Genomic DNA, 21,046 nt, shown 5'->3' on the forward strand with positions numbered 1-21,046 from the left:
ATTCTCTTACCCTTATTTTTTGGTAAATTGGTAAGAATATTCCGTTTCTTTCATAACCACCGCTCCGCCCAGAATGCGCTCCGCCGTGCGCTGCGTAACCGGCTCGGTGCCGTTATTCACGCCGTAGGGCGCCTTGACCACATAGAGAAGGGCCGGCCGGTTCTGCGGATTTTTCTCAAAAAACACGTCGATTCGTTTTGACGGCAGCTCCGAGCGCCAGAGCGACGGCGGCGCGGGTCTTTGCTGGCCGCACAGATAGCCGAACGGCAGCAGCTCGTTAAACATTACTCTGCCGTCTCCCGGGGGCATGGCGTTCTGAATGTCCTCCACAAGGCCGGTATAACGGGCCGCCGCGGCCGGCGTGGTGTAAAGGCCCTTGGCCGGGCCGGTCGTCAGCTGCGTGCGCAGGTACACGATCGGCTCGTCGCGGTAAACGGCCTGAGCGCGCATGACGGTGTTGCACAGCACCAAAAGCACCAGAGAGCTGGCAAACGCCGCCCACAGGGTTTTCAGCACGCGGCGGCGCGCCGCGGGCGCCTCGCGCTCCGCCGTGTAAAAATCATACGCCGTTAAAACCAGCGCCAGCGAAGAAAGATTCAGGATGTACGACGCGCCCGTCATCCCGTTATTGCTGGCGGCATACACCGCCCAGCTGAGCACAAGCGACGGCACATACAAAACCCAGACCACAATCCGGCTGCGGCGCTGCGGCCGGTACGCCGTTAAAATCAGCGGCCAAAGACCCGCACAGGCCTGAATATAATTCACCTTGGACGTAAAGGTCAAATCGGATTCCGACTGGATCAGCACCATACCCACATTAAAAACCAGGCTCAGCGGCATGCAGATCCAGATCATCACTTCCAGCACCGGCGCAAGGTCAAGGTCTGTTTTCATCTGGCGCGACAAAACAATGAGCACCAGCAGCGTAATTTCAAGCAGAGAAAGAATGGTGAGCATCTGGTAATCCTGCAAAAACAGAGAGGTTTTGACAAGCAGGCTCTGGTAGGGGTGCTCCGGGTCCTGAAACAGATACCTGACGTTGTCGAGAATCCCCCAAACGCCGCTCACCGCCAGCAGATAACCGGCAGCCAACAGCAGCGTCGCCGCCCCGCCGCAGAGCATCCCGAACAGCGGCGCGCGCGATTCCGGCTCGAGTCCGTTTTTCCGCACGCGCGGGCGAATCCGGAACAGCGCCAGCAGAAAAATCGGCACCATTACAATGAAAAACGGGTAGGAAATGCACGCGAACGCCAGCAGGGCCCCCGAAAGCGCCCCGACGCCAAAAGCCCCCGGCGCCGAAAAGGAATCCCCGTAAAGGAAAAACAAAAGCATGGCGGCGGATGTCGTAAACAGATACCCCATGCTGTTATAAGAAAAATTATTGATTCCGAACGGGGTAAACGAAAAAAACAGGCCCGCGCAGATCAGCGCCGGAAGCCTGCGCCGGTACAGCCGAAATACCGCCCGGTACACCAGAACGGCCGCGGCGGCATCCACGCAGATATACAGGATGCGCATGAACAGAAGAATTCCCGTCATGTCCCCCACGGCCAGCCGGTACAGCCATAAAATCGGCGCAATCAGCAGGGCCCCGGTCTGGTGAATGTCCCAGGAATCCAGAAACGGGCGGTCGCCCAGCGAGAACCGGTAGGGCAGGGCCAGATAGTAGGTTTCGTCGGACCAGTCGAATCCAAAAACGGAACGAACTAGAAACAAAACCGCCATCCCCGCGATGACAACATAGGGCAATATGTGAAGCAGCTTGGAACGAGATTGCAAAAGAGATTTCAGCATGGCCGGCTCCCGTAATTAATGTCTGAACAGCGTCGATTCAAAGTCTCCCATAAAAATATGGAATCGTGGCCGGTGTTTCCCCTGCCCTGAGCGGAAAAAACACGATATCTTCCATTTTTTCACCGTAAATTTCAGCATGGCGCGAATCAGATCGTGATTGGGTTTATTGTATCACAATCGACCAGCATTTGCCAAGCGCAGAAAGCGGTTTGCGGAGAAAAGAAACGTCATTTTTCCGCCGGATTGCCCCTCACAGACGAAAAAAAGACAATTTTCTTTTACTTCTGATATTTGATGCTATATAATGACCTCAAATGGGAAGTATCATAGCCGTTGTGTGGCTATGACGAATCACCAGGCTGATGATTCATTTCTCTCCCTGAGGAAGGCCATGCTTTCGATTTTACTGCGGGATATCCTGCAACGTGTATTGTGCCCGTGGTATAATTTTAATCGTAATACAAATTCGGGAATGTTCGTATATCGGGAGGTTGATTGTCATGAGTGTCGCCGATGTCTCACTTTGCCTAAAAAAGCTGTTGTAAGAATCTCATTTCAATGTGGAAACTTTGGCGAAATATCTTTCTCTCAGCGTCGAAAGTGTGTATCAGATTGCTCAGGGAAACAGGCAAGCTCTTCCGGATGGTTTTATGGAACGAACAAAAGCTTTAGATAAAATCATGTTTTTAGCCATGATACCGGAAGAACTGCCTGACCTGAAGGTAAAAGCCTTTTTGGAAATAGTATTGTCTTATCATCAGCTTTCAAAAGAAACCATCGCAAAAATGGCAGGAATTAAAGTCGCTGATGTAGATCGATTTCTGAATGACCAATGGGAAAAGACGGACGCCGAAATCAAGTATAAAATAGCTGCTGTCACAATGGCGCTCCGATTTTTCTTAAAGGACAATGAGCCTGAACAATAATCTAAGAGGATAAGGAATACTTATGAAATCCCTGCTTTCATTTAAACGAATCCGGCTTTTTCTGCTGCTGCCGCTTTCACTGGCCGTTTCATATGCCGCCTCCAGAAATCCTGACTGGGCGGAGTGGTACGCCGCAACGATTTACCCCGTCTTTTCTTTGGGTGAGAACCGCATCACCTCTCTGCTCCCTTTTTCCATCATGGAGCTGCTGCTGGCGAGTTTGATTGTATTTCTCCCCGCTCTGCTGATCCGCCTGATCGTCCGGGTGATCCGCCGCGGGCAGGAGCGAAAAACGCTTTTGCTGCGCGCGGCGGCCTCTCTGCTCTGTGCGGCGGGCGTGATCTCCTTCTGGTTCACGTTCAGCTGCGGCATCAACTATTCTCGTGACCCGTTCGCTCAGGTTGCGGGACTGACGGTGCGGCCCTCCTCTGCAGAAGAGCTGAAAGCGCTTTGCACGGAGCTGGCGCAGAGCGCCAACCGCGACCGTGCCGGAATAAAAACGGACAGCCATGGCGTCGCCGTTCTCCCAGACCGAAACGCGGCTGCCGAAACAGCGCGCGGCATCATGGACGCTATGCAGGCGCGGTACCCCACCCTAAAAAGCGGCTACGGGCCGCCAAAGGCCGTGATGGCCTCGCGGCTGATGTCATACCTTAACATTACCGGAATCTATTTTCCCTTTACCATGGAGGCAAACGTCAACGCGGACGCCCCGGCATACGGCATCCCGGCCACCATGCTGCACGAGCTGAGCCATATGCGGGGCTATATGCGCGAGGATGAAGCCAATTTCATCGCGTATCTGGCCGGCCGGAGCAGCACCGACCCCGCGTTTTCCTACTCCGGCACCTTACTGGCCTTTATTTACGCAAACAACGCCCTGTATTCCGCCGACCAGAAGGCCGGGCGGGAAACCTATGCCCTTTTGGAAGCCGGCGCGCAAAAAGACCTTGCCGCGGCCAGCGCTTACTGGAAGCAGTTTGAAGGCCCGGCGGCAAAGGCAGCGACAACGGTGAACGACAGCTACCTGAAATCGAACCGTCAGGAGGACGGCGTAAAAAGCTACGGCCGGATGGTCGATCTTCTGCTGGCGGATTACCGGCAGCGCCACGGCCTGAAATAACCTTTATTTTGCCGCCGCGGATAACCCCTTCCCTCCATCCGTCTGCTTTCATCGCCCGGCAAAGGATTAAAATGCTTTGGGGACGGGGGCAGTTAGCCTCTTCTTTTCGTTTGAAAAAGAGTGATTGCAAAACAAATCCGCAATTCCAAATTGCACTGCAGCAACATCCGGAAGAAACAGAAAACGCGCCTTGAACCGCCAGGGAAGAGCCGGTTTAAGGCGCGTTCTTGTGTACTGTGTTCAGTGGGTGCTTTATTGGTTCGCAGGCGGACGGACGGGGCCGCCGCCCGGCGGCATTCACTGGGCCGGGAGCTTAAAGATGATTGGTTTGACGGAGGGGTCAAGCTTATCAAAGCGATAACCGTTCTTTTTCAGCGTCCCGATGATTTTGGGGAGCTCTTTGACCGTATCGTGTTTGGTGGAAGAGTCGTGAAACAAAACAACCGCCTTTTCAAACTGAACGGCTTCGTTGACGGTATTCTGGTAAATCGACTGCGCTGTCGCACCCTTTTCCGCATCACCCGCGCTCACGTTCCAGTCATAATACGTGTAGCCTCTGCGCGTCAGCTCGTCTGCGACCGGGCGCGCAATGCCCTTATTGTAGCTGTTCACACTCCCGCCGGCAAACCGCACGATCTGCGGCTTCACTCCGGTGGCCTCGGTGATCAGATCGTTCAGCTCTGACAAATCGGTGAAAAACGCGGTGGGCGACGCGTAAATCTTTCTGTAATTGTGAGTGTACGTGTGCATCCCGATGGTATGACCCTGATCGACGATTTCTTTCATCCACTTTTTGGACTGCGCATCACTGCGCCCCACCACGAAGAAGGTCGCCTTCACATCGTTGTCCGCCAATATTTTCAGCACCTGCGGAGTCAGCTCGGACGGCCCGTCGTCAAAGGTGAGGTAAGCCACCTTATCGCCGGCCTTATGTGCGATTTTTTCCGTAGGCTCCACATAAAAGCTGGGGAACATGGCCCGGATCGCCTCCATTTCTTTTGCGATCACCGCCGGATCAGGCGCGGAGGACGCTTTGGTGGAAGACGCTTTTGAGGAGGACGAAGGAGCGGAAGCTGGGCTTGAAACCGACGAAGAAAGGGGCTTTGAGGACGGAATTTCAGAAATTTCTACGGCAGACGAAACCGGCCGCTCAGAAACGGGCTGCGACGTGACCAATTGCGAGGGGGCTTCGCCGACCGACACCGCGGAGGAAGGAGTATTCGCAAAAGCAGACTTCGTAACATAACCGGCAACGGACCCGATCAACACCCCAATACAAATCGCAACGGCAAGCATAGAGGCGGCAATAACAACACGTTTTTTCCCGATAGACACGATCAGCACTTCCCTCTTTTTAACTTTTTTTATTATAGCACAAGCGCCGAAAAATGGGTGCTGTTTAACAGGATTGTAACCTTTATTTTGTTTCCAAATTACGCCATCGACACAACATCCGGGATGATTCGATCAAAATGAGAAAAAAGCATCATCTTAACCAACCACTGTTTTATACCGCTATAAACTGTCGTTTATAGGCTTGCATTACATACTATAAAAAGCAATTTTATATGGATATTCAAATCTATTAAAGAATACCATAGACAAGGATAAAATATAGTATTGATGATTCATACACATATTTTATATGATTCTTTTATATAGTTAGCCTTGTCTACGGTCTGAAGGAGCTGTTTCAAAATAGCCTTATCCAATAAAATACACAAAAAAACGCGTCTTGGTTTGACCTATAAAGGTCGTTCCAAGGCGCATTTCCTTATTATTAAGGCTGTTTTTTGTTCCATTTGCTATCGCAAATTCATTTTGCAACAGCCTGTTTAAAAATCCTGAAAATTAATCAGAGAATAAAGGAGTAGAGAGATAGCGCTCGCCGGTGTCCGGGAGAAGCGCCACGATCGTTTTCCCCGCGTTTTCGGGGCGTTTTGCCAGCTGTTCCGCTGCCCAAAGCGCCGCACCTGCAGAGATACCCACCAGCAGTCCCTCTGTTTTGGCGACCTCCTTGCTCTTTGCAAAGGCGTCTTGATTCTCTACCGGAATGACCTCATCGTAAATCGCGGTGTCCAGAACATCCGGAACAAATCCGGCGCCGATTCCCTGAATCTGATGCGGGCCGGGAGTTCCCTTCGACAGAACGGGAGAACCGGCGGGTTCCACCGCAACGATCTTCACGTTGGGGTTCCGGCTTCTCAGATACTCGCCGACACCCGTGATGGTGCCGCCGGTGCCGATCCCCGCCACAAAGAAATCCACCGTTCCGTCGGTATCCTGCCAGATTTCGGGGCCGGTGGTTGCCCGGTGCGCCGCCGGATTCGCCGGATTCTCAAACTGGCCTGGAATATACGCATTCGGGATTTCCTTCGCGAGCTCATCCGCTTTGGCGATCGCGCCCTTCATCCCCTTGGAGCCGTCGGTCAGGACGACTTCCGCGCCATAGGCCTTGAGCAGGTTTCTTCTTTCAACGCTCATGGTCTCCGGCATGGTGAGTATGATCCGGTAGCCTCTGGCCGCCGCGACCGACGCAAGGCCGATGCCGGTATTGCCGCTGGTCGGCTCAATAATCACGGAGCCCGCTTTGAGCAGGCCCTTTTGCTCGGCGTCATCCACCATGGCCTTTGCAATGCGATCCTTTACACTTCCCGCCGGATTAAAATATTCCAATTTTGCGAGGATCGTCGCCTTTAAGTCATTTTTTTTCTCAAAGTTTGTCAGTTCCAGCAAGGGGGTCTTCCCTATCAGCTCCGTAATATTTTTTGCAATTTTCGCCATAAACGCAATCTCCTTTTCCAAATAATCTATCTGAATGAGCAATCCTGATTGGAACGCAGCCATTTTGCAAGGCGAGAATCCCAATCCTCCGAAACCGCGCGTTCAAATAATTCATATCTATTTTATATGGTTTTATTATACCATACCCCTCATCCTTGTCAATAGAAAGGGGGCGGCCTTAAAAAGCGCATCCTTCTATGTAAAACCGGCGGTTTTACGCAAAAGGGATCCGTCGGCAAGACGGACCCCTTTTTCAGCATTTTGGGATTGCCTGTACGACCCTGTCGTAAAATTCGCCGTAGGAGCTGCACCCCTGCATCAGCCGCAGCTGATCCAGCTCGGGAAGAGCATCAAAAAACGCTTTCAGCTTGCGGTCTTCCGACAGAGCCTCGAGAAAAGAAAAGTTAAAATCCTCCATACAAAATCACCTCGGGAATAGTGTATGGAAAATCCATGTTTTCATACAGCCCGCGCACCATCCGCTTTCAAAGCGGATTCAAGTACTGCACCCGCTTTTTAATCATACCACGGAATACAGTGACCGTTATAGCAGAACCACCAATGACAACAATACCAAACCCACATATCAAACCCTCCTTTTTGATAGGTATTTCATTATATGTGGGAAGGACAAGGCGGGACAATCAGCCCCCGGAGAATCCCCCGCCGGAGTTTCGAGCCCGATTTTCCGAACATTTTGGCCTTTTTTAAGCAAACCGGCAAGCGGCAGAACGGCACAAGCCGCCGCGGAAATCCTGTATGATATTGCCCTGTGACTTACAGCAAATTACAATCATTCTTCATTCAGCGCCTTTTTGCGCGAAGATTTTTTGAACGCATGCCGCCGCTTACCTTGCAGCCTGCTCCGTGCCCTGCCACGCCCGCTTTAACAACGCCACAGCCGCCGGAATTTCTTCGATTTTCAGGCAGGCGAACCCCAGCAGGAGCATACTATCGCACCCGTTCGTCGGCGGGGCAAAATAGTATTGGGATACCCCGTACACCCTCACTCCCTGCTGAAAAGCCGCCTGAATCAGCTTTTGCTCCTCCCAGCCGTTGTTTACACGCAGTAGAAAATGCAGCCCGGCAGAATCCCCCCTGATTTCAGCCTCCGGCAGCAGGCGGCGCACCGCGGAAACAGCCGTTTCTCTTTTCTGGCGGTACAGATTGCGCATCCGGTTCAGGTGGCGCTCAAAATGCCCCTCGTCAATAAAGCGGCGCAGGGTTTTCTGATCCATTTTCGGTACGGGACAGATGTAAAAGCTGAGCTTTTTGTGGTATGCCTCGAGCAGATGGCGCGGCAGCACCATATAGCTGACCCGCAGCGCGGGCGAAAGCGATTTGGAGAAGGCGCCCATGTAGATCACCCGCCCCGTCTCGTCCATCCCCTGCAAGGATGGGATCGGCTTGCCGGAATAGCGGAACTCACTGTCGTAATCGTCCTCAATCAGGTAGCGGCCGGGCTCTTCATTTGCCCAGTTCAGCAGCTGAATTCGGCGGCTGACCGGCATAATGGTGCCGGTCGGGAACTGATGCGACGGTGTAATGCAGGCCACGTTCGCCCGGCTCTCGCGCAGTGCGTCCGGCTGCATTCCGCTTTCATCCAAGGGAATCGGGAGACAGGCCGCGCGGCTGCTTTTGAAAATCATATTGAGCTTTTCATAGCCTGGGTTTTCAATGGCGTACGCAAAATCCGCATCGAACAGCTGAATCAGCAGCAGAAGCAGAAATTCGGTTCCCGAGCTGATGATGATTTGATCCGCGCAGCAGTTCACGCCGCGCGAATAATGCAGATAGTGGGCGATGCTCCCGCGCAGGCCGGGGTCGCCCTTGGGGTCGCCTGCTGTCAGCAGGTCGCGGTCGTACTCGTTGATCACCTCTTTGGTGAGCCTGCGCCAAACCGAAAACGGAAAGCCGTCGTGATCGACCCCCTGATGGGAAAAATCATACCGAAAGCTGACGCTCTCGCGCGGCGGGACGACCTCTTTTTTCGGCTCCCGGTTCATGCGCAGAATCCCGCCCAAATCCGCGACATAATATCCGCTTTTCTCCCGCGCGACCAGATACCCCTCCGCCACCAGCTGATTATAGGCCGCCTGAACGGTATTTTGGCTGCAATGCAGATAGGCGGAGAGCTGCCGTTTTGACGGCAGCTTTTCATCCTTGAGATAATTCCCGCCGGTGATCTCGCGCTTAAAAAAGTCATACAGCTGCTGAAACAACGGAATATCCGCCCGCTTTTCCAACCGCAGAGAAATCTCATTCAAATCGCCCGCCTCCATCTGATCCCCTCAAAAGTGTTGCATCCAGCACTTTTTATATGATCAGTTTTTTCTATCATAAAGCAAACCTGAAAAACATGCAAGCATTATATGTAACAAATTTCAGTACAAAGCTGTTTAAAAGCACACAGGGCAATTGCCGGCGATTTGCTGCTGGTCAATTCTCACGGAAAGGTACGCTGCGGAGATGACGGCTCAAAGCCGAGAAGTTTTTGCGTGAATGGGCGATACCGGTGCGCTTACTATGAGAGGGTTGCTTTAAAAAGCGCCGTCAAATCGGCCTTTCGGTAAATGTTTCCCCTAAGTCAGGACACAGAAAGGCTCCGCCCGAAAAAGAGCGGAGCCTGATTTTTTTGTCTGGCAAAATCAAATTAGAATGATCAGAAGGAAAGCACAATGCCGCCGTCGTCGGCATATACCGTACTCAGGCCGCCGGCCTGAAAAATGATGACCTCCCGGAACGAAAACAGGCTTTTGATTTTCTCGCACAGCTCTTCCGCCTTCGCTCTGGCGTTCACATGGCTGATCGCCAGAACCGTTCCCGTCATATTCACCGCATCGCGGCGAATGATGTTGAGGAGCTTCTCCAACGCCTGCTTTTCCCCGCGGGCCTTCTCCTTGAGCTCCAGAACGCCGTCGCCGTTGGAACCGAGAATCGGGATGATATGGAGCACTCTGCTGATAATCATCTGAATCCCCTTGATGCGGCCGTTCTTTTCCAGATTATCCAAGGACACCGGTACAAACAGCGTCTGCAAATTGGCAATATAACGGCTGAGACGGAGAAGAATCTGGCTGTTTTCCATCCGCTGCTCCAGCATCCGCTTGAGCTGCAGCACCACAAGGGTCTGCCCCGCAGAAGCGGATTTGCTGTCGATTACATACACCTTGCTGGTGCTGCCGGATTCCTCCAGCATTTGCTTTGCCGCCATAGCGCTTTGAAAGGAACCGCTCAACCGGGAAGAAATCGTGACCACATAATTGACTGCGCAGGACTTATAAGCCTCCAGATAATCATGCAGAGACGGACAGGCCGTGGTGATTTTACGCTTACTGGCTTTCATTTTCCGGATCAGTTCATCGGAATCGAGGCCTTCGTCCGTTAACGCCTCGTCGTCAATCAACAGCTGAAACGGGATTCGCTTGATCTCACTGGGGTCGCCGAATGCCTCTTCGTTAAAATCGACACAGCTGTCTACGATGATTTGATACTTCACTGGGCTTTCCTACCTTTCATTCCCGGCATTGGGTATGATCTTTTTCGATATGAATCAGTTTACCACTTTTTCACAGCAACTTCAATAAGTAATTTTAATAATCAAATGTAAAGATTTTGAAAACTAAATGAAAAGGCACTCACCTGACGGTTATTTGACCGCGAACCGACCCGCTTATTTTCTGCTCTTCCCCGTCAGATGATCCACTGTGATTTTGATCACCTTTACCCTGCTGTCGGCTTTTTTGATGTAATCAAGCCCTTTCTGCATGAATTCGGGGGAATATTTCTGCACCAGCAGCTCCATCGCCCGCTGCTTTTCCCCGGCAAAGACCTCATCCGCCTTCCCAAACAGCACCGCGCTTTCATAATTTGTGGTGAAATCCCCCGGCAGAACCTGTGTTGCACCGACAATGCAGAAAGAAACCCTTGGATTTCTGGTGATATTCTCCAGCTTGCTGCCGACGACGGCGCAGTGAATATAAACCGCCCCGTTCTCATACACGTAGCTGACCGGAACGCCGTAAGGGTATTCCTCGCCCATGGTGGACAGCACGCCGTATTCGCCCTTTTGGAGCAGCTGCTCTGTGTTTTCAGGGGAAAGGATACGGTCTTTTCTTCTTATTTCCGGAAACATTTTTTCACATCCTGTTCTTGATATCAATGTCTTTTCAATTATGAATAAAGCCAATACAGGTACACGGATTACTTGTCCCGCCCGCGGCGGAGAAAGAAACCGGCGGCGTTGAAAGAGGCGCGGCGGTCAGGTCACTCCCCCGGCCTCCAAAGGCTGCGCGCAAGATCTACGGTGCCGTTTTCCCGAAAGGGAACGCCTTCGCTCTCCAGCAGGCGGCGCTGCTCCGGCCAACCCGGCGCCGTACGGCCCAAACGGTTTACCACCCGGTGGCAGGGCAGCGACAGAAAGGAAGGGGTATGGCTCAAAGCATTCCCAACCTGCCTTGCGCTGCGCGGCGCCCCAATAAAAAAAGCGATTTGCCCGTAGGTGGCCACCCGCCCACAGGGGATTCTTGCGACAATCTGATAGACCCGATCCGTGAAAGTCCCTTGCTCCATGGCATTTTCCCTTACTATGATAATTCACTTTGATTATATCGAAAGCGCCCGCAGAATACAAGAATTTTATCCTGCGGCGCGCCGGTGTGCGGCCGCCGGCCTCACTGCTCCGGTTTGGACCTTAGCAGTGTTTTGAGGTCATTCCCGCCCGGGTTCTGCTGTATCCTCAGATCAAAGGCGGGAACAATTGCAAAAACATGGTCAAAAATATCCGCCTGTATGGACTCATATTCCTCCCATACGGTTGTGCCGGTAAAGGCGTAAAGCTCAATCGGCACCCCGTTTTCGGTAGGGGGCAGCTGCCGAACCATGATGCCCATGTCCTGGCGCAGACCGGGATGATTCTTCAGATAGGCCAGCAGATATGCACGGAAGATTCCCAAATTGGTCGGGCCGTCCGCGCGGAGCGCGCCGGGCAAATCCGCCATATGGGGGTCGCCGTGCCCGCGCGGCGCTGCGGCCTTCCCATCCAGATATTCCCCGACATACGGGATTTGCCGATAGCGCCGCAGCATTTCATCGTCACAAAAGCGCACGCTGGTTATATCGATATTCACGGCCCGTTTCAGTCTTCTTCCGCCGGATTCCTGCATCCAGCGCCAATTTTTGAACGGCTCGTTGACCATCGAATAAGTGGGGATGGTGGTGACGGTATTGTCCCAGTTCTTCACCTTCACCGTATGCAGCGAAATCTCGATGATCTGCCCATCCGCCTGCCCCGGCTTTTCAATCCAATCCCCAAGGCGCGCCATATCGTTCTCCGTCAGCTGGATGCTGGACACAAAGCCAAGGATCGTATTCTGAAACACCAACAAAAGAACCGCGCTTGCGGCGCCGATGCCGCCAAGCAGCAAAAGGGGCGAACGGTTCATCAGCACGCTGACGACGACAATCAGCCCCACCGTGTAGGCCAGAATTTTGAGCACCTGAAAGTAGCCCTTCAACGGGCGGGTCTTCGCGGTTTCTCTTTTCTGGTAAATGGCGTCTAACGAGTCTAACAACCGGTCCGCGGTTTTCACGACCCCGATCACAATCAGGCACGACGCCCCGCGCTGAAGCCACTCCTGTCCGCCCCGAAACAGGGGCGCCATCGCATAGACGACAAACGCGGGAACCACCAGCGCCAGCTGTTCAAACACCCTGTGAGCGAATAAAACATCGCCCCACTTCATTTTGGATTTGGAGACAATCGCCCGCAGTACCCGCAGGACAATATTTTTGGCGATGAAATACGAAACCACGGCACTGAAAAAAACGATCAGCACCAAAACAATAACGGAGACGATTTGTGCGGTGGTCTCACCGGCGCCATAACTTATGATCGTATGGTTCAGCCATTTCAACATGATATTTGCGCTCCTTATCTCAAACCAGTCTTTTTTCCTCATTCCCGCCCATACGGCCGGCAGCGTGCAGAAAAACGCAACCGATTCCCGCAATGCTTGCGAAAGCGGGAAATTTTTATGGGGAAAGTCCATCCGGTATCGCACTATTCCTGCAAAGAAACAGGGGTTTCATCCTCAGAACCGCACGAACGGCAAAAACCGGGGCGGGGAGCCCCTCTGCCGCATACTCTTTTGCCCTTTTCATCCCCTGCGATAAGTAAGTATACCATAAAAAATCCCGGCAAATCAAATACAAACCGCATTGATATGCCGGGAGTAGCGGACTACGCCGAAAAGGCCGCATCGGATATCGCCGTCCGCTGGGCCGACGGGTTCTACATTGACAAAAAACGTTCCGCGTTGACTGCGGAACGTTTTCACTAAATTATCCTGCCAGCGCGGCGACCCGGTAGACTGCCCGGCAGAGCGCATACAGATTTTTTTCCGGCAGATCCTGATCCGCAACACATCCCGGCCCGATGATCAGGCCCCTGTCTCCGGCGGCGGCGATCGCCTCCTGCACATGCTGCTCTACCTCGGCCACGGAACCGGAGACCAGAAGGCTTTCGCGAATTTTTTCCCCGTTTTCATTATAATAAGGGGTTTCGCGGATTCCACCCAGCAGGCACTTATCTGTTATCTTCCGTGCCTCCGCCAGAGTCGGACTGCTCCACCGGTCGTGCCAGTTGATGCAGTTGACGGGGTAATCCGCAATCAGCCGGAACATTCCGTTGTCCCCATGCAGGTGCGCCACGTTGAAAAAGGTTTCCTCCTGATATGCGGCGATGACCTGACGGTCGTAGAATTCCCCGAATTCGCGGTACTGCTCCTCGGTCAGGAAATCGAAATTGGCGCATTGGGTGGCAAAGAAAAAGCCGTCCACCCCCGCCTCGATGTTGGCTTTTACAAAGTGAATGGTAGTTTCCGTCAGGGCCTGCAGCGCCTGCTTGAACAGGCGCGGGTTCTCCTTCATATCCAGCAGAATCCGATCCCCGGCCAGCTTTCTGGCCGTGGTCAGAGGGCTGAAAATCGTCTGGATCACCGGGAACTCTTTCTTCGCCAGAAGAATCGTGTGCCGGGCCGCCTGAAGCTGCTTGCCGTAAGAGCCATAAATGGCCGGCAGCGGCTCAATCCGCTCCCAGTCGCTGATTCGGTGAATGCCGTAGTCATCCACAATCGGCGGAAAATTCACGCGGTTGAAGATTTTCACCTTCACGCCGTAATCCTGAACGCCGTACAGCCCAAAGGGCATCAGCTTAATGAAATCGAAGTCGTACTTTTGCGCAAAGGCGACCTGCGTTTCCGCCAGACTTCTGGGGTCCTGATCCACGGCGGAAAAATGCATCCAGACATTCAGCGGAATCTTATCCACCTCCTGCCCTTTCAGCGCTGCCTGAATTCGCTCAAACTTATTCATAATACACCTACCATTTCTTAAATGCCAGCTCAATTCGGCTGAACACCACATCCAGCAAGCCGCACAGCGCCCAATAGATCAGCGCCGCCGCAATATAAGCCTCCAGGTAATGCGCGTTTTGAGCTGAAGCCAGCTTTGCTTGGGACAAAATATCTGCCACACCAATGGTAAAAGCAAGGGAAAGCCCCTTGATAACGCCCAAAAAGGTATTGAAAAACACAGGTACCACCACCGTGACTCCCTGCGGCACAATGATCCGAAGCAGCGCCTGAAGCCCGGTCATGCCGCTGGCATAGGCGGCGTCCCACTGCCCGGGGTCGATGGAGTAAAACGCGCCGCGAATATTCTCCGACTGCCCCACCGAAATATAGAAGGCATAGGCCACCACCAGCACGGCAAGCGGCGATACCTTCACGCTCTGCTCGATTCCGAGCGCGCGGCAGATGCCGTCGATCGCCATGGGCAGAATAAAATACGCCAAATACAAATGGATGACTAGCGGGATTCCCCTCGTGTAATCCATAAAAACCCGGGCAATCTGTTTCGCCACCGGAATCTGGCGGATTCGCACCGCCGCCACCACAAAGCCCAGCAGAATGCCGAAAATCAAAACGATCAGCGCCGTTCCAAGGGTAAAGGGAACCACGGAGAGGATAAACCGCATATCTTCCAGAATGACTGTTCCGCTCAACATTATCCCACCCGCTTTTCCGTTGGATTGCCAATCATAATCTTCTTTTCAAGCAGCTGGCAGAGCTTGCTTACCGCAAACGTGATGCACCAGTAAATGGCGGCCGCCGCCAGGTATACCTCCAGCTTTTTTACGCCGTAATCGTTGGAAATAATCTTCTTCGCCATTCCCATAATATCCGTCAGCCCGATCACGAACAGCACGGAGGTATCTTTGACCAGCTCTACAAAGGCGTTCTCCAGATTGGGCCACGCAATGGGCAGCATCTGGGGCAGAATAATCCTGCGCAGCTTCGTAAAGCCGGTCATCCCAATGCTGTCCGCCGCGTCGTGCTGCCCGCGATCCACCGCCAGATAGGCCGGACGCAGGTATTCCGACATGTAGGCGCCGTTGAACAGAATCAGGGCCAGAGAGACGTAAATGGTCTTGCTCCAGTCGTCGGCATCGATGCCGAATTCGCGCAGGAGCAGCGGCAGGCCGTAATAGACCAGAAAAATATGGATCAAAGGAGGCGTGCTGCGAAAGAAGGATACATAAACATCTGCCAGCGGGGAAAGCACCTTCCATTTTCTGATGCGGATTGCAGCGATGCCTGCCGCCAACAAAATCCCAAAGCTGCCCGAAATCACAATGATCAACAGGGTATACGGGATCGCTCCGCTGATTCGGTCAATGACTTTCAGAACGTAAGAAAAATCAATTCCCATGGCCGCAGGTGTCACTCCTTTCCGGTAAAAGCTCTGTTATTCGGTAAAGTATTTGATGGTGTCTTCTCCGTACCAGGTTTCGGAGAGCTTTGACAAAGTGCCGTTTTCACGCAGGGTCTTCAGCGCCTGCTCCACCTTTGCGGAAAGATCGGTCTGATCCTTGGCCAGGGCAAAATACGTGCCGTTGATCTTTACGGGAGGGTTCACAGCCTTAACCTTCAGGCCCAGCTCTTTCTTGATCTCTGTAAAGCCCAGGTTGTTTGGCAGCACCAAAGCGTCGTATTGCTTGTCGCTGACAGACTTGAAACGGTCCGCAACAGAAATGCCTTCACCGGTGGTAATCGTGATCTGCTTGTCGGGATGCTCTTTGTTATAGGCGGTCAGCAGGTTGAAAATGCCGCCGTTGGGGGTGGAGGGAACCAGCTTTTTGCCTACCAGATCGTCGAGGCTTTTAATGGAATTGTCGTCTTCATTGACATAAATGTTGATCAGGCTGACGCCGTTGATCGCGTTGGGGATCAGGTATTTTTGCTCTCTTTCGGGGGTCTTATACAGGCCGCCGCCGATCAGCACATACTTGCCGGTCTCCAGGCCGATCTGGGTGGCGTCGCTCTCCACCAGTTCGACATTGAAATTGTAGTCGGGGATCAGCTCATCCACCGCCTTGAGCACGTCGACCTCATAGCCGACCTTTTCGCCCTTATCATTTTCAAAGCTCAGGGGCTTGGAGCCGGATTCCAGCGCCACATTTACGGTTTTTACCTGAGCTGCCGCGGAAGGCTCCCCTGCGCTTTGAGCGGCAGACGCGTTGGCGCCCGCGCTTTGGTTGGATGCGCAGCCGGACAGCACCCCTGCGAACAGCGCCGCCGCCAATACAGAACCAAACAGTTTCGTTTTCATAAATTCTCCTCCTGATTTGTGTGGAAGCCACATGTTTTTCTGTTTTTGAAAGAATGATTATATTTGATAAACAAAAGGCTGATAGATACAATCTAAAAACCGTTTTGTTGCCGCTTCTTTGGGCGAAAGAAAAACTTCTCGGGGCGGCCCCTGCTCCACGATAGTTCCGCCGTCCATGAAGATCACTTTGTTGGCGATGGTCTGGGCAAAGCTCATTTCGTGGGTGACCACCACCATCGTGATCCCTCTGCTCGCCACCTGCTTCATCACCGAAAGGACTTCTCCCACCAGCTCGGGGTCGAGCGAAGACGTGGGTTCGTCAAAAAGGATAACAGAGGGATTCATGGCAAGGGCCCTGGCGATCCCGACCCGCTGCTGCTGGCCGCCGGAAAGCTGATTGGGGTACGAGTCCTCCTTTCCCTCCAGCCCGACGCTTTTCAGCTGCTGTTTCGCCGTTAAAATCGCGTCCGCTTTGGGAACCTTCTGCACGGTAATGAGGCCCTCCGTGATGTTCTCCAGAGCCGTTTTATTTTTGAACAGGTTGTAGTGCTGAAACACCATGGCCGTTTTTCTGCGCAACGCCAGAAGCTGCTTTTTGGAAGATTTTTTATAATCGTAGTGAACCTGATCGATCGTAATACTTCCCTCGTCGGCCTTCTCCAGGCCATTCATACATCGCAGCAGCGTGGTCTTGCCCGTTCCGCTTGGCCCGATAATCACCGCCACATCGCCCTGCTCCACCGTCAGATGGATGCCTTTCAAAATCTCTTTGGAAGCAAAGGATTTGCGAATATTTTCTATGACAATCATGACTGCTCCTCCTTCCACAACTCCGGATTTTTCACTTTAGCACCGCACTAAAACATACTAATCTTATATGGTTAAGATGCTTTGTTTAATAAAGAATACGTTGCGCACCGCAATAAGTCAACACTTTTTTCACAAAAAAAGATTTTTTATTCAAGTTTTTCTAAAATACATGTATGTTTTATAATTTTTTGGTTACATTCATAGGTTGCGTCAGAAGAAAAGAGGATCAGAAGCCCGGGCCGCGACGACACCGAGGCGCTTTTTCGACGGCTCGTCTGTTCCCGCCTTTCTTTCAAACTGGAGGAAGCGTAAAACAAAGGACCGGATTCGGTTTTTCGTTTTCACGCCGACGGGGCTGCTGTAACATGCATCTACCGAAAAACAGTGCGCAAAAATGCGCTTTGATCTGGCTGCCATGCCAGATCAAAGCGCATTTCTTGTTTTTTCGGATGCTTTTATCGTACCGTTGCAAAATTGTTTTCAGAAACGGTTCGCGGTGAAAAAGCGCATCTTTTTTGTGAAGCTCATATTTCAAAGAGAATAGTTTTATACAGTGTTACGTATTTTACGGCGCGTTTGATCCCTGATATGATAAAGAAGGGAAAACGAACCGATCCGGGCAGCACGGAACCGCCGAAGCGTTTTGAGACAGAGCGGTGGTTTTTGCACGGAGATGTCCAAAGAAACGATATGAAACCAATACGAAAAGGAGAGATGGATGATGGAACTCGGGCTCAAGGGAAAAGGAGCGCTGGTCATGGCTTCCAGCAGCGGGCTGGGGAAAGCGATTGCGCTGGAGCTGTGCCGGGAGGGTGCGAAGGTAATGCTGTTCAGTCCGTTTGAAGAGCAGCTCAGGGAGGCACAGGCTGAAATCGCAAAGGAAACCGGCAATCAGCCGGAATTCTTTACCGGCAGCATCACCAATGCGCAGGACATTGAGAATCTGGTTCAAGCAACCGTGGAAAAATGCGGCCCGATCTTCGCTTTGGTCAACAATACGGGCGGCCCGAAGCCCGGCGTATTCGACGCATTTTCCGATCAGGACTGGCAGGACGCCTACGAGCTCTGCCTGCTCTCGTACATCCGCACCATCCGCGCGGTTCTGCCCTCCATGCGCCAAAACGGCGGCGGGCGCATTCTCTGCTCCACCTCGTCCTCCGTGAAGGCGGTGCTGGATAACCTGATCCTGTCCAACACCTTCCGCATGGGCGTGATGGGCCTTGCGAAAACGCTTTCGCAGGAGCTGGGCAAGGATCACATTCTGGTCAATGTGATCGGCCCCGGCCGCATCGGCACAGCCAGAATCGACCAGCTCGACGCCATCCGCGCGCAGAAGCTGGGGATCACCGTGGAGGAATTGCAGCGGCAGACCTGCCAAACCATCCCCCTGGGCCGCTACGGCAAGCCGGAGGAATACGGAAGGCTCGCGGCGTTCCTTTGCTCCGAGGCCAACACCTTTATCACCGGGCAGACCGTGCTGGCAGACGGCGGCATGGTCAAGGCGTTTTAGAACTCATCCGACGCGCCGCCGAACAGCACGCCGGAGTCTGCCTTTTTGGGGGCCAGCGTCTGGTTCTTCATAAAGGCGATCAGCTTTTTCTGCACCTCGCTCGACTGTTTTTTGCGGTATGAGAGAAAGATGTTCCGCGTGGCAAGCGGATCGTCGAGCTGGTAAAAAATCACCTTGTCCGTATGCGTCACATATTCGGGAATGGTAGAGCGCAGAAACGAAACGCCCCTCCCCTCACAAACCAGGTAATAGGCGGTCATCATCTGCGTGAGGTATAAAGAGGTTTTGGGAACAAAGTCGGCGTTTTTGCAAATGGCAATGCTCCTCTTGTAAATATCATTCCCCGGCGTCAGCATAATGAATTCTTCCTCAGAAAACGCCGAGAGGGGAACCGGCGGCTTTCGGCGCCCTTTCTCGCGGCGCAGTAAAAATTCGTCGAAGGTGTAGCCGAACTCTTTCAGCCGGCCGTTGATTTCAAACTCGGCCGGAACCGCCAGAATGATTTCCTCTGTCGCCCACGGTATGGAGTGGAGCAGGTTTTTATCGGGGCCTTCCGCCTCCAGAAGAAAATCCAGCTTGTCCTCCAGCAGGCGTTCGGTCAGCATGGGGCTGCTGCCCTCGGAAAAAGTGACGACGACATGGGGGTACTTCTCGCGGAATTCCGCCAGCATATTGGGCAGCACATAGGTGCAGAAAAACATGGAGCTGCCGATGCGCAGCTGGGTTTCGAGGGAATGAGCCATCGTTTCAAAATGCCGCTGCATTTCTTCTTCAATCGCCATGATCTTCTCAACCTGCTCAATATAATACTGCCCGGCGTCCGTCAGGCTGATCGGGTTGGTACTGCGGTTAAACAAAGGGGTTTGCAGCTCCTGCTCCGCCTTTTTCACGGCGGAGCTCAGCCAGGGCTGAGAGACGTACAGCTTGCGGGCCGCTTTGGAAAAGCTGCGTTCCTGGTAAACGGCGTAAACGTACTTCATGTAAGGCATCATGGCGCTTCGCTCCTTTGAATCAATCCGCCGTGAGGCGGCGGGCGGCAGAACGGCGGCAAGCCGGCTGCTTTCTCTGCTCCATTATAAAACAAAATCTAACAAAGAGATAGTCAATTTCACTGTAAAATCATTAGGCGCAGGCGCAGCGGACTTCTCCCCCCGCCGCAGACGGGAAAGAAATCGGCCGCTTGCTTCAGGAAACGTAACTGTAACATGACTGATGAGAGGATGATCGGGATGAACAAAAAAATTGCCGCCCGCATGGATATGCTGGAGCCCTCCGGAATTCGCAAGGTGAATGAGAAGGCGCTGGCCATGGAGCGGGCCGGAGAAAAGGTTCTCCACTTTGAGATCGGCCGCCCGGATTTTGATACGCCGGAATACATTAAAAAGGCCTGCGAAAAGAGTCTGGAAGCGGGAGATGTGTTCTACACCTCGAACTTCGGCTCCATGGAGCTGCGCACCGCGATTGCGGAAAAGCTCAGAAAGCAGAACCATATCGATTACAAGCCCACAGAGATTCTTGTGACGGTCGGGCTTTCCGAAGCCGTGTTCGACGTTCTCTGCTCCATTTTAGACGAGGGGGATGAAATTCTGGTGCCCGATCCGGTGTGGATCAACTACAAAAATGTTCCCCGCCTGCTGGGTGCGGTACCGGTCAGCTTTGGGCTCAAGGAAGAAACCGGGTTCCAGATTGACCTGGCCGAGGTTCGTTCTAAGGTGACCGGCAAGACGAAGGCGCTCGTGCTGATTTCCCCGAACAACCCGACCGGCGGCGTTCTTTCGGAAGAAACCCTGCGCGGCCTTGCGGAAATCGCCATTGAAAACGACCTGATGGTCATTGCGGATGAAGTGTATGAGCGCCTGGTGTTTGACGGTGAGCGCCACATTTCCATTGCGTCTCTGCCGGGAATGAAGGAGCGCACCTTCACGATGAACGGCCTTTCCAAGGCGTATTCCATGACGGGCTGGCGCCTTGGCTACGTGGCGGCGCCCGAGGAGTACATTGCCGTGCTGAATAAGATTCATCAGCACAACACCACCTGTGCGCCGTCGTTTGTGCAGACGGCCTCAATCACCGCACTGCGCGACGAAACCGACGAGGTGGAAAGGATGGTGGCGGAATACAGCCGCCGCCGGGACTATGCGGTGCGTGCGATCAACGGGATCCCCGGCCTGAGCTGCCAAACCCCAAAGGGCGCGTTCTATATCTTCATCAACGCGAAGAAGCTCGGCGTGTCCTCCGCGCGGCTCGCGGATTACCTGCTCGATCACGCGAAAATTGCGATGGTTCCCGGCGATGTGTTCGGCCCCGGCGGCGAGGGCTATCTGCGGATGTCCTTTGCGAACAGCTACGAAAATATCATCGAGGGCTGCGAGCGCCTGCGCAGAGCGGTAGAAGAGCTGCGCGGATAAAAGCCAAAAGTGCCAA

The 21,046-nt window shown here is 53.2% G+C and carries 20 protein-coding genes; 5 read left to right on the forward strand and 15 right to left on the reverse strand.

From position 1 onward, the window contains the following. Positions 1–12 precede the first annotated feature (12 nt). Complete coding sequence (locus tag G340_RS0101555) at positions 13–1,797, reverse strand: hypothetical protein (RefSeq protein ID WP_020071893.1); 1,785 nt, start codon at positions 1,795–1,797, stop codon at positions 13–15. A gap of 560 nt (positions 1,798–2,357) precedes the next feature. On the opposite strand from G340_RS0101555, the gene G340_RS16235 reads away from it, so the two are divergent. Together G340_RS16235 and G340_RS0101565 are read left to right on the forward strand one after the other, a co-directional pair. Then, complete coding sequence (locus G340_RS16235) at positions 2,358–2,723, forward strand: HTH domain-containing protein (RefSeq protein ID WP_020071894.1); 366 nt, start codon at positions 2,358–2,360, stop codon at positions 2,721–2,723. Between the two features lie 22 nt (positions 2,724–2,745). Next, positions 2,746–3,846 carry a DUF3810 domain-containing protein gene (locus tag G340_RS0101565; RefSeq protein ID WP_020071895.1) on the forward strand — a complete coding sequence of 367 codons (1,101 nt, stop codon included), beginning with the start codon at positions 2,746–2,748 and terminating at the stop codon, positions 3,844–3,846. Positions 3,847–4,143: 297 nt separating this feature from the next. Here the strand turns inward: G340_RS0101565 and G340_RS0101570 are convergent, their stop codons facing one another. After that, positions 4,144–4,854 (reverse strand): polysaccharide deacetylase family protein, encoded by a 711-nt coding sequence (locus G340_RS0101570; protein ID WP_326522291.1) that lies wholly within the window; start codon positions 4,852–4,854, stop codon positions 4,144–4,146. 28 nt (positions 4,855–4,882) lie between these two features. On the opposite strand from G340_RS0101570, the gene G340_RS0101575 reads away from it, so the two are divergent. Continuing rightward, positions 4,883–5,092 carry a hypothetical protein gene (locus G340_RS0101575; RefSeq protein WP_326522292.1) on the forward strand — a complete coding sequence of 70 codons (210 nt, stop codon included), beginning with the start codon at positions 4,883–4,885 and terminating at the stop codon, positions 5,090–5,092. Positions 5,093–5,697: 605 nt separating this feature from the next. On the opposite strand, the gene cysK is transcribed toward G340_RS0101575, so the two are convergent. The 12 genes from cysK to G340_RS0101640 form a co-directional block, all read right to left on the reverse strand. After that, the gene (gene cysK / locus G340_RS0101580; protein WP_020071898.1) at positions 5,698–6,630 is read right to left on the reverse strand and encodes a cysteine synthase A; all 933 of its coding nucleotides are present in this window, start codon (positions 6,628–6,630) and stop codon (positions 5,698–5,700) included. A gap of 253 nt (positions 6,631–6,883) precedes the next feature. Then, complete coding sequence (locus G340_RS18160) at positions 6,884–7,048, reverse strand: hypothetical protein (RefSeq protein ID WP_020071899.1); 165 nt, start codon at positions 7,046–7,048, stop codon at positions 6,884–6,886. 430 nt (positions 7,049–7,478) lie between these two features. Next, the gene (pdxR, locus tag G340_RS0101595; protein ID WP_027103815.1) at positions 7,479–8,897 is read right to left on the reverse strand and encodes a MocR-like pyridoxine biosynthesis transcription factor PdxR; all 1,419 of its coding nucleotides are present in this window, start codon (positions 8,895–8,897) and stop codon (positions 7,479–7,481) included. Between the two features lie 395 nt (positions 8,898–9,292). Then, entirely contained in the window at positions 9,293–10,129 is an 837-nt protein-coding gene (locus tag G340_RS0101600) for a DegV family protein (protein ID WP_020071902.1), read from the reverse strand. A 174-nt stretch (positions 10,130–10,303) separates the two neighbouring features. Next, on the reverse strand, positions 10,304–10,765 hold the full coding sequence (locus G340_RS0101605) for a pyridoxamine 5'-phosphate oxidase family protein (RefSeq protein WP_020071903.1): 462 nt from the start codon (positions 10,763–10,765) through the stop codon (positions 10,304–10,306). 131 nt (positions 10,766–10,896) lie between these two features. Further along, positions 10,897–11,202, reverse strand: coding sequence for an MGMT family protein (locus G340_RS0101610; RefSeq protein WP_020071904.1), 306 nt, complete (start codon positions 11,200–11,202; stop codon positions 10,897–10,899). A 101-nt stretch (positions 11,203–11,303) separates the two neighbouring features. Beyond that, complete coding sequence (locus G340_RS0101615; protein WP_027103816.1) at positions 11,304–12,548, reverse strand: mechanosensitive ion channel family protein; 1,245 nt, start codon at positions 12,546–12,548, stop codon at positions 11,304–11,306. Between the two features lie 424 nt (positions 12,549–12,972). Beyond that, a complete protein-coding gene (locus G340_RS0101620; RefSeq protein ID WP_020071906.1) occupies positions 12,973–14,004 on the reverse strand; it encodes a uroporphyrinogen decarboxylase family protein in 1,032 nt (343 codons plus the stop codon). 7 nt (positions 14,005–14,011) lie between these two features. Further along, positions 14,012–14,698, reverse strand: a complete 687-nt coding sequence (locus G340_RS0101625) for an amino acid ABC transporter permease (RefSeq protein ID WP_020071907.1) — start codon at positions 14,696–14,698, stop codon at positions 14,012–14,014. Beyond that, positions 14,698–15,402, reverse strand: coding sequence for an amino acid ABC transporter permease (locus tag G340_RS0101630; protein ID WP_020071908.1), 705 nt, complete (start codon positions 15,400–15,402; stop codon positions 14,698–14,700). The genes G340_RS0101625 and G340_RS0101630 overlap by 1 nt, the downstream gene beginning before the upstream one ends. Before the next feature lie 36 nt (positions 15,403–15,438). Further along, entirely contained in the window at positions 15,439–16,302 is an 864-nt protein-coding gene (locus tag G340_RS0101635; RefSeq protein ID WP_020071909.1) for a transporter substrate-binding domain-containing protein, read from the reverse strand. Positions 16,303–16,359: 57 nt separating this feature from the next. Then, positions 16,360–17,112, reverse strand: a complete 753-nt coding sequence (locus tag G340_RS0101640) for an amino acid ABC transporter ATP-binding protein (protein WP_020071910.1) — start codon at positions 17,110–17,112, stop codon at positions 16,360–16,362. A 718-nt stretch (positions 17,113–17,830) separates the two neighbouring features. Between G340_RS0101640 and G340_RS0101650 the strand changes: the two genes are divergently transcribed. After that, positions 17,831–18,622, forward strand: coding sequence for an SDR family oxidoreductase (locus tag G340_RS0101650; RefSeq protein WP_326522293.1), 792 nt, complete (start codon positions 17,831–17,833; stop codon positions 18,620–18,622). Here the strand turns inward: G340_RS0101650 and G340_RS0101655 are convergent. Continuing rightward, a complete protein-coding gene (locus G340_RS0101655) occupies positions 18,619–19,614 on the reverse strand; it encodes a LysR family transcriptional regulator (protein WP_020071913.1) in 996 nt (331 codons plus the stop codon). The genes G340_RS0101650 and G340_RS0101655 overlap by 4 nt on opposite strands. A gap of 213 nt (positions 19,615–19,827) precedes the next feature. Between G340_RS0101655 and G340_RS0101660 the strand changes: the two genes are divergently transcribed. Next, complete coding sequence (locus tag G340_RS0101660; RefSeq protein WP_407635349.1) at positions 19,828–21,030, forward strand: pyridoxal phosphate-dependent aminotransferase; 1,203 nt, start codon at positions 19,828–19,830, stop codon at positions 21,028–21,030. The last annotated feature ends 16 nt before the right edge of the window (positions 21,031–21,046 follow it).

The sequence above is a fragment of the Faecalispora sporosphaeroides DSM 1294 genome, from assembly GCA_000383295.1.
In the GTDB taxonomy this organism is placed as follows: Bacteria; Bacillota; Clostridia; order Oscillospirales; family Acutalibacteraceae; genus Faecalispora; species Faecalispora sporosphaeroides.

Bases quoted from the DNA above. Each gene is read 5' to 3' on its own strand.
- G340_RS0101555 (WP_020071893.1), bottom strand. From the start codon at position 1,797: ATGCTGAAATCTCTTTTGCAATCTCGTTCCAAGCTGCTTCACATATTG.
- G340_RS0101565 (WP_020071895.1), top strand. From the start codon at position 2,746: ATGAAATCCCTGCTTTCATTTAAACGAATCCGGCTTTTTCTGCTGCTG.
- cysK (WP_020071898.1), bottom strand. From the start codon at position 6,630: ATGGCGAAAATTGCAAAAAATATTACGGAGCTGATAGGGAAGACCCCC.
- G340_RS18160 (WP_020071899.1), bottom strand. From the start codon at position 7,048: ATGGAGGATTTTAACTTTTCTTTTCTCGAGGCTCTGTCGGAAGACCGC.
- G340_RS0101605 (WP_020071903.1), bottom strand. From the start codon at position 10,765: ATGTTTCCGGAAATAAGAAGAAAAGACCGTATCCTTTCCCCTGAAAAC.
- G340_RS0101610 (WP_020071904.1), bottom strand. From the start codon at position 11,202: ATGGAGCAAGGGACTTTCACGGATCGGGTCTATCAGATTGTCGCAAGA.
- G340_RS0101615 (WP_027103816.1), bottom strand. From the start codon at position 12,548: ATGTTGAAATGGCTGAACCATACGATCATAAGTTATGGCGCCGGTGAG.
- G340_RS0101620 (WP_020071906.1), bottom strand. From the start codon at position 14,004: ATGAATAAGTTTGAGCGAATTCAGGCAGCGCTGAAAGGGCAGGAGGTG.
- G340_RS0101625 (WP_020071907.1), bottom strand. From the start codon at position 14,698: ATGTTGAGCGGAACAGTCATTCTGGAAGATATGCGGTTTATCCTCTCC.
- G340_RS0101630 (WP_020071908.1), bottom strand. From the start codon at position 15,402: ATGGGAATTGATTTTTCTTACGTTCTGAAAGTCATTGACCGAATCAGC.
- G340_RS0101635 (WP_020071909.1), bottom strand. From the start codon at position 16,302: ATGAAAACGAAACTGTTTGGTTCTGTATTGGCGGCGGCGCTGTTCGCA.
- G340_RS0101640 (WP_020071910.1), bottom strand. From the start codon at position 17,112: ATGATTGTCATAGAAAATATTCGCAAATCCTTTGCTTCCAAAGAGATT.
- G340_RS0101650 (WP_326522293.1), top strand. From the start codon at position 17,831: ATGATGGAACTCGGGCTCAAGGGAAAAGGAGCGCTGGTCATGGCTTCC.
- G340_RS0101655 (WP_020071913.1), bottom strand. From the start codon at position 19,614: ATGATGCCTTACATGAAGTACGTTTACGCCGTTTACCAGGAACGCAGC.
- G340_RS0101660 (WP_407635349.1), top strand. From the start codon at position 19,828: ATGACTGATGAGAGGATGATCGGGATGAACAAAAAAATTGCCGCCCGC.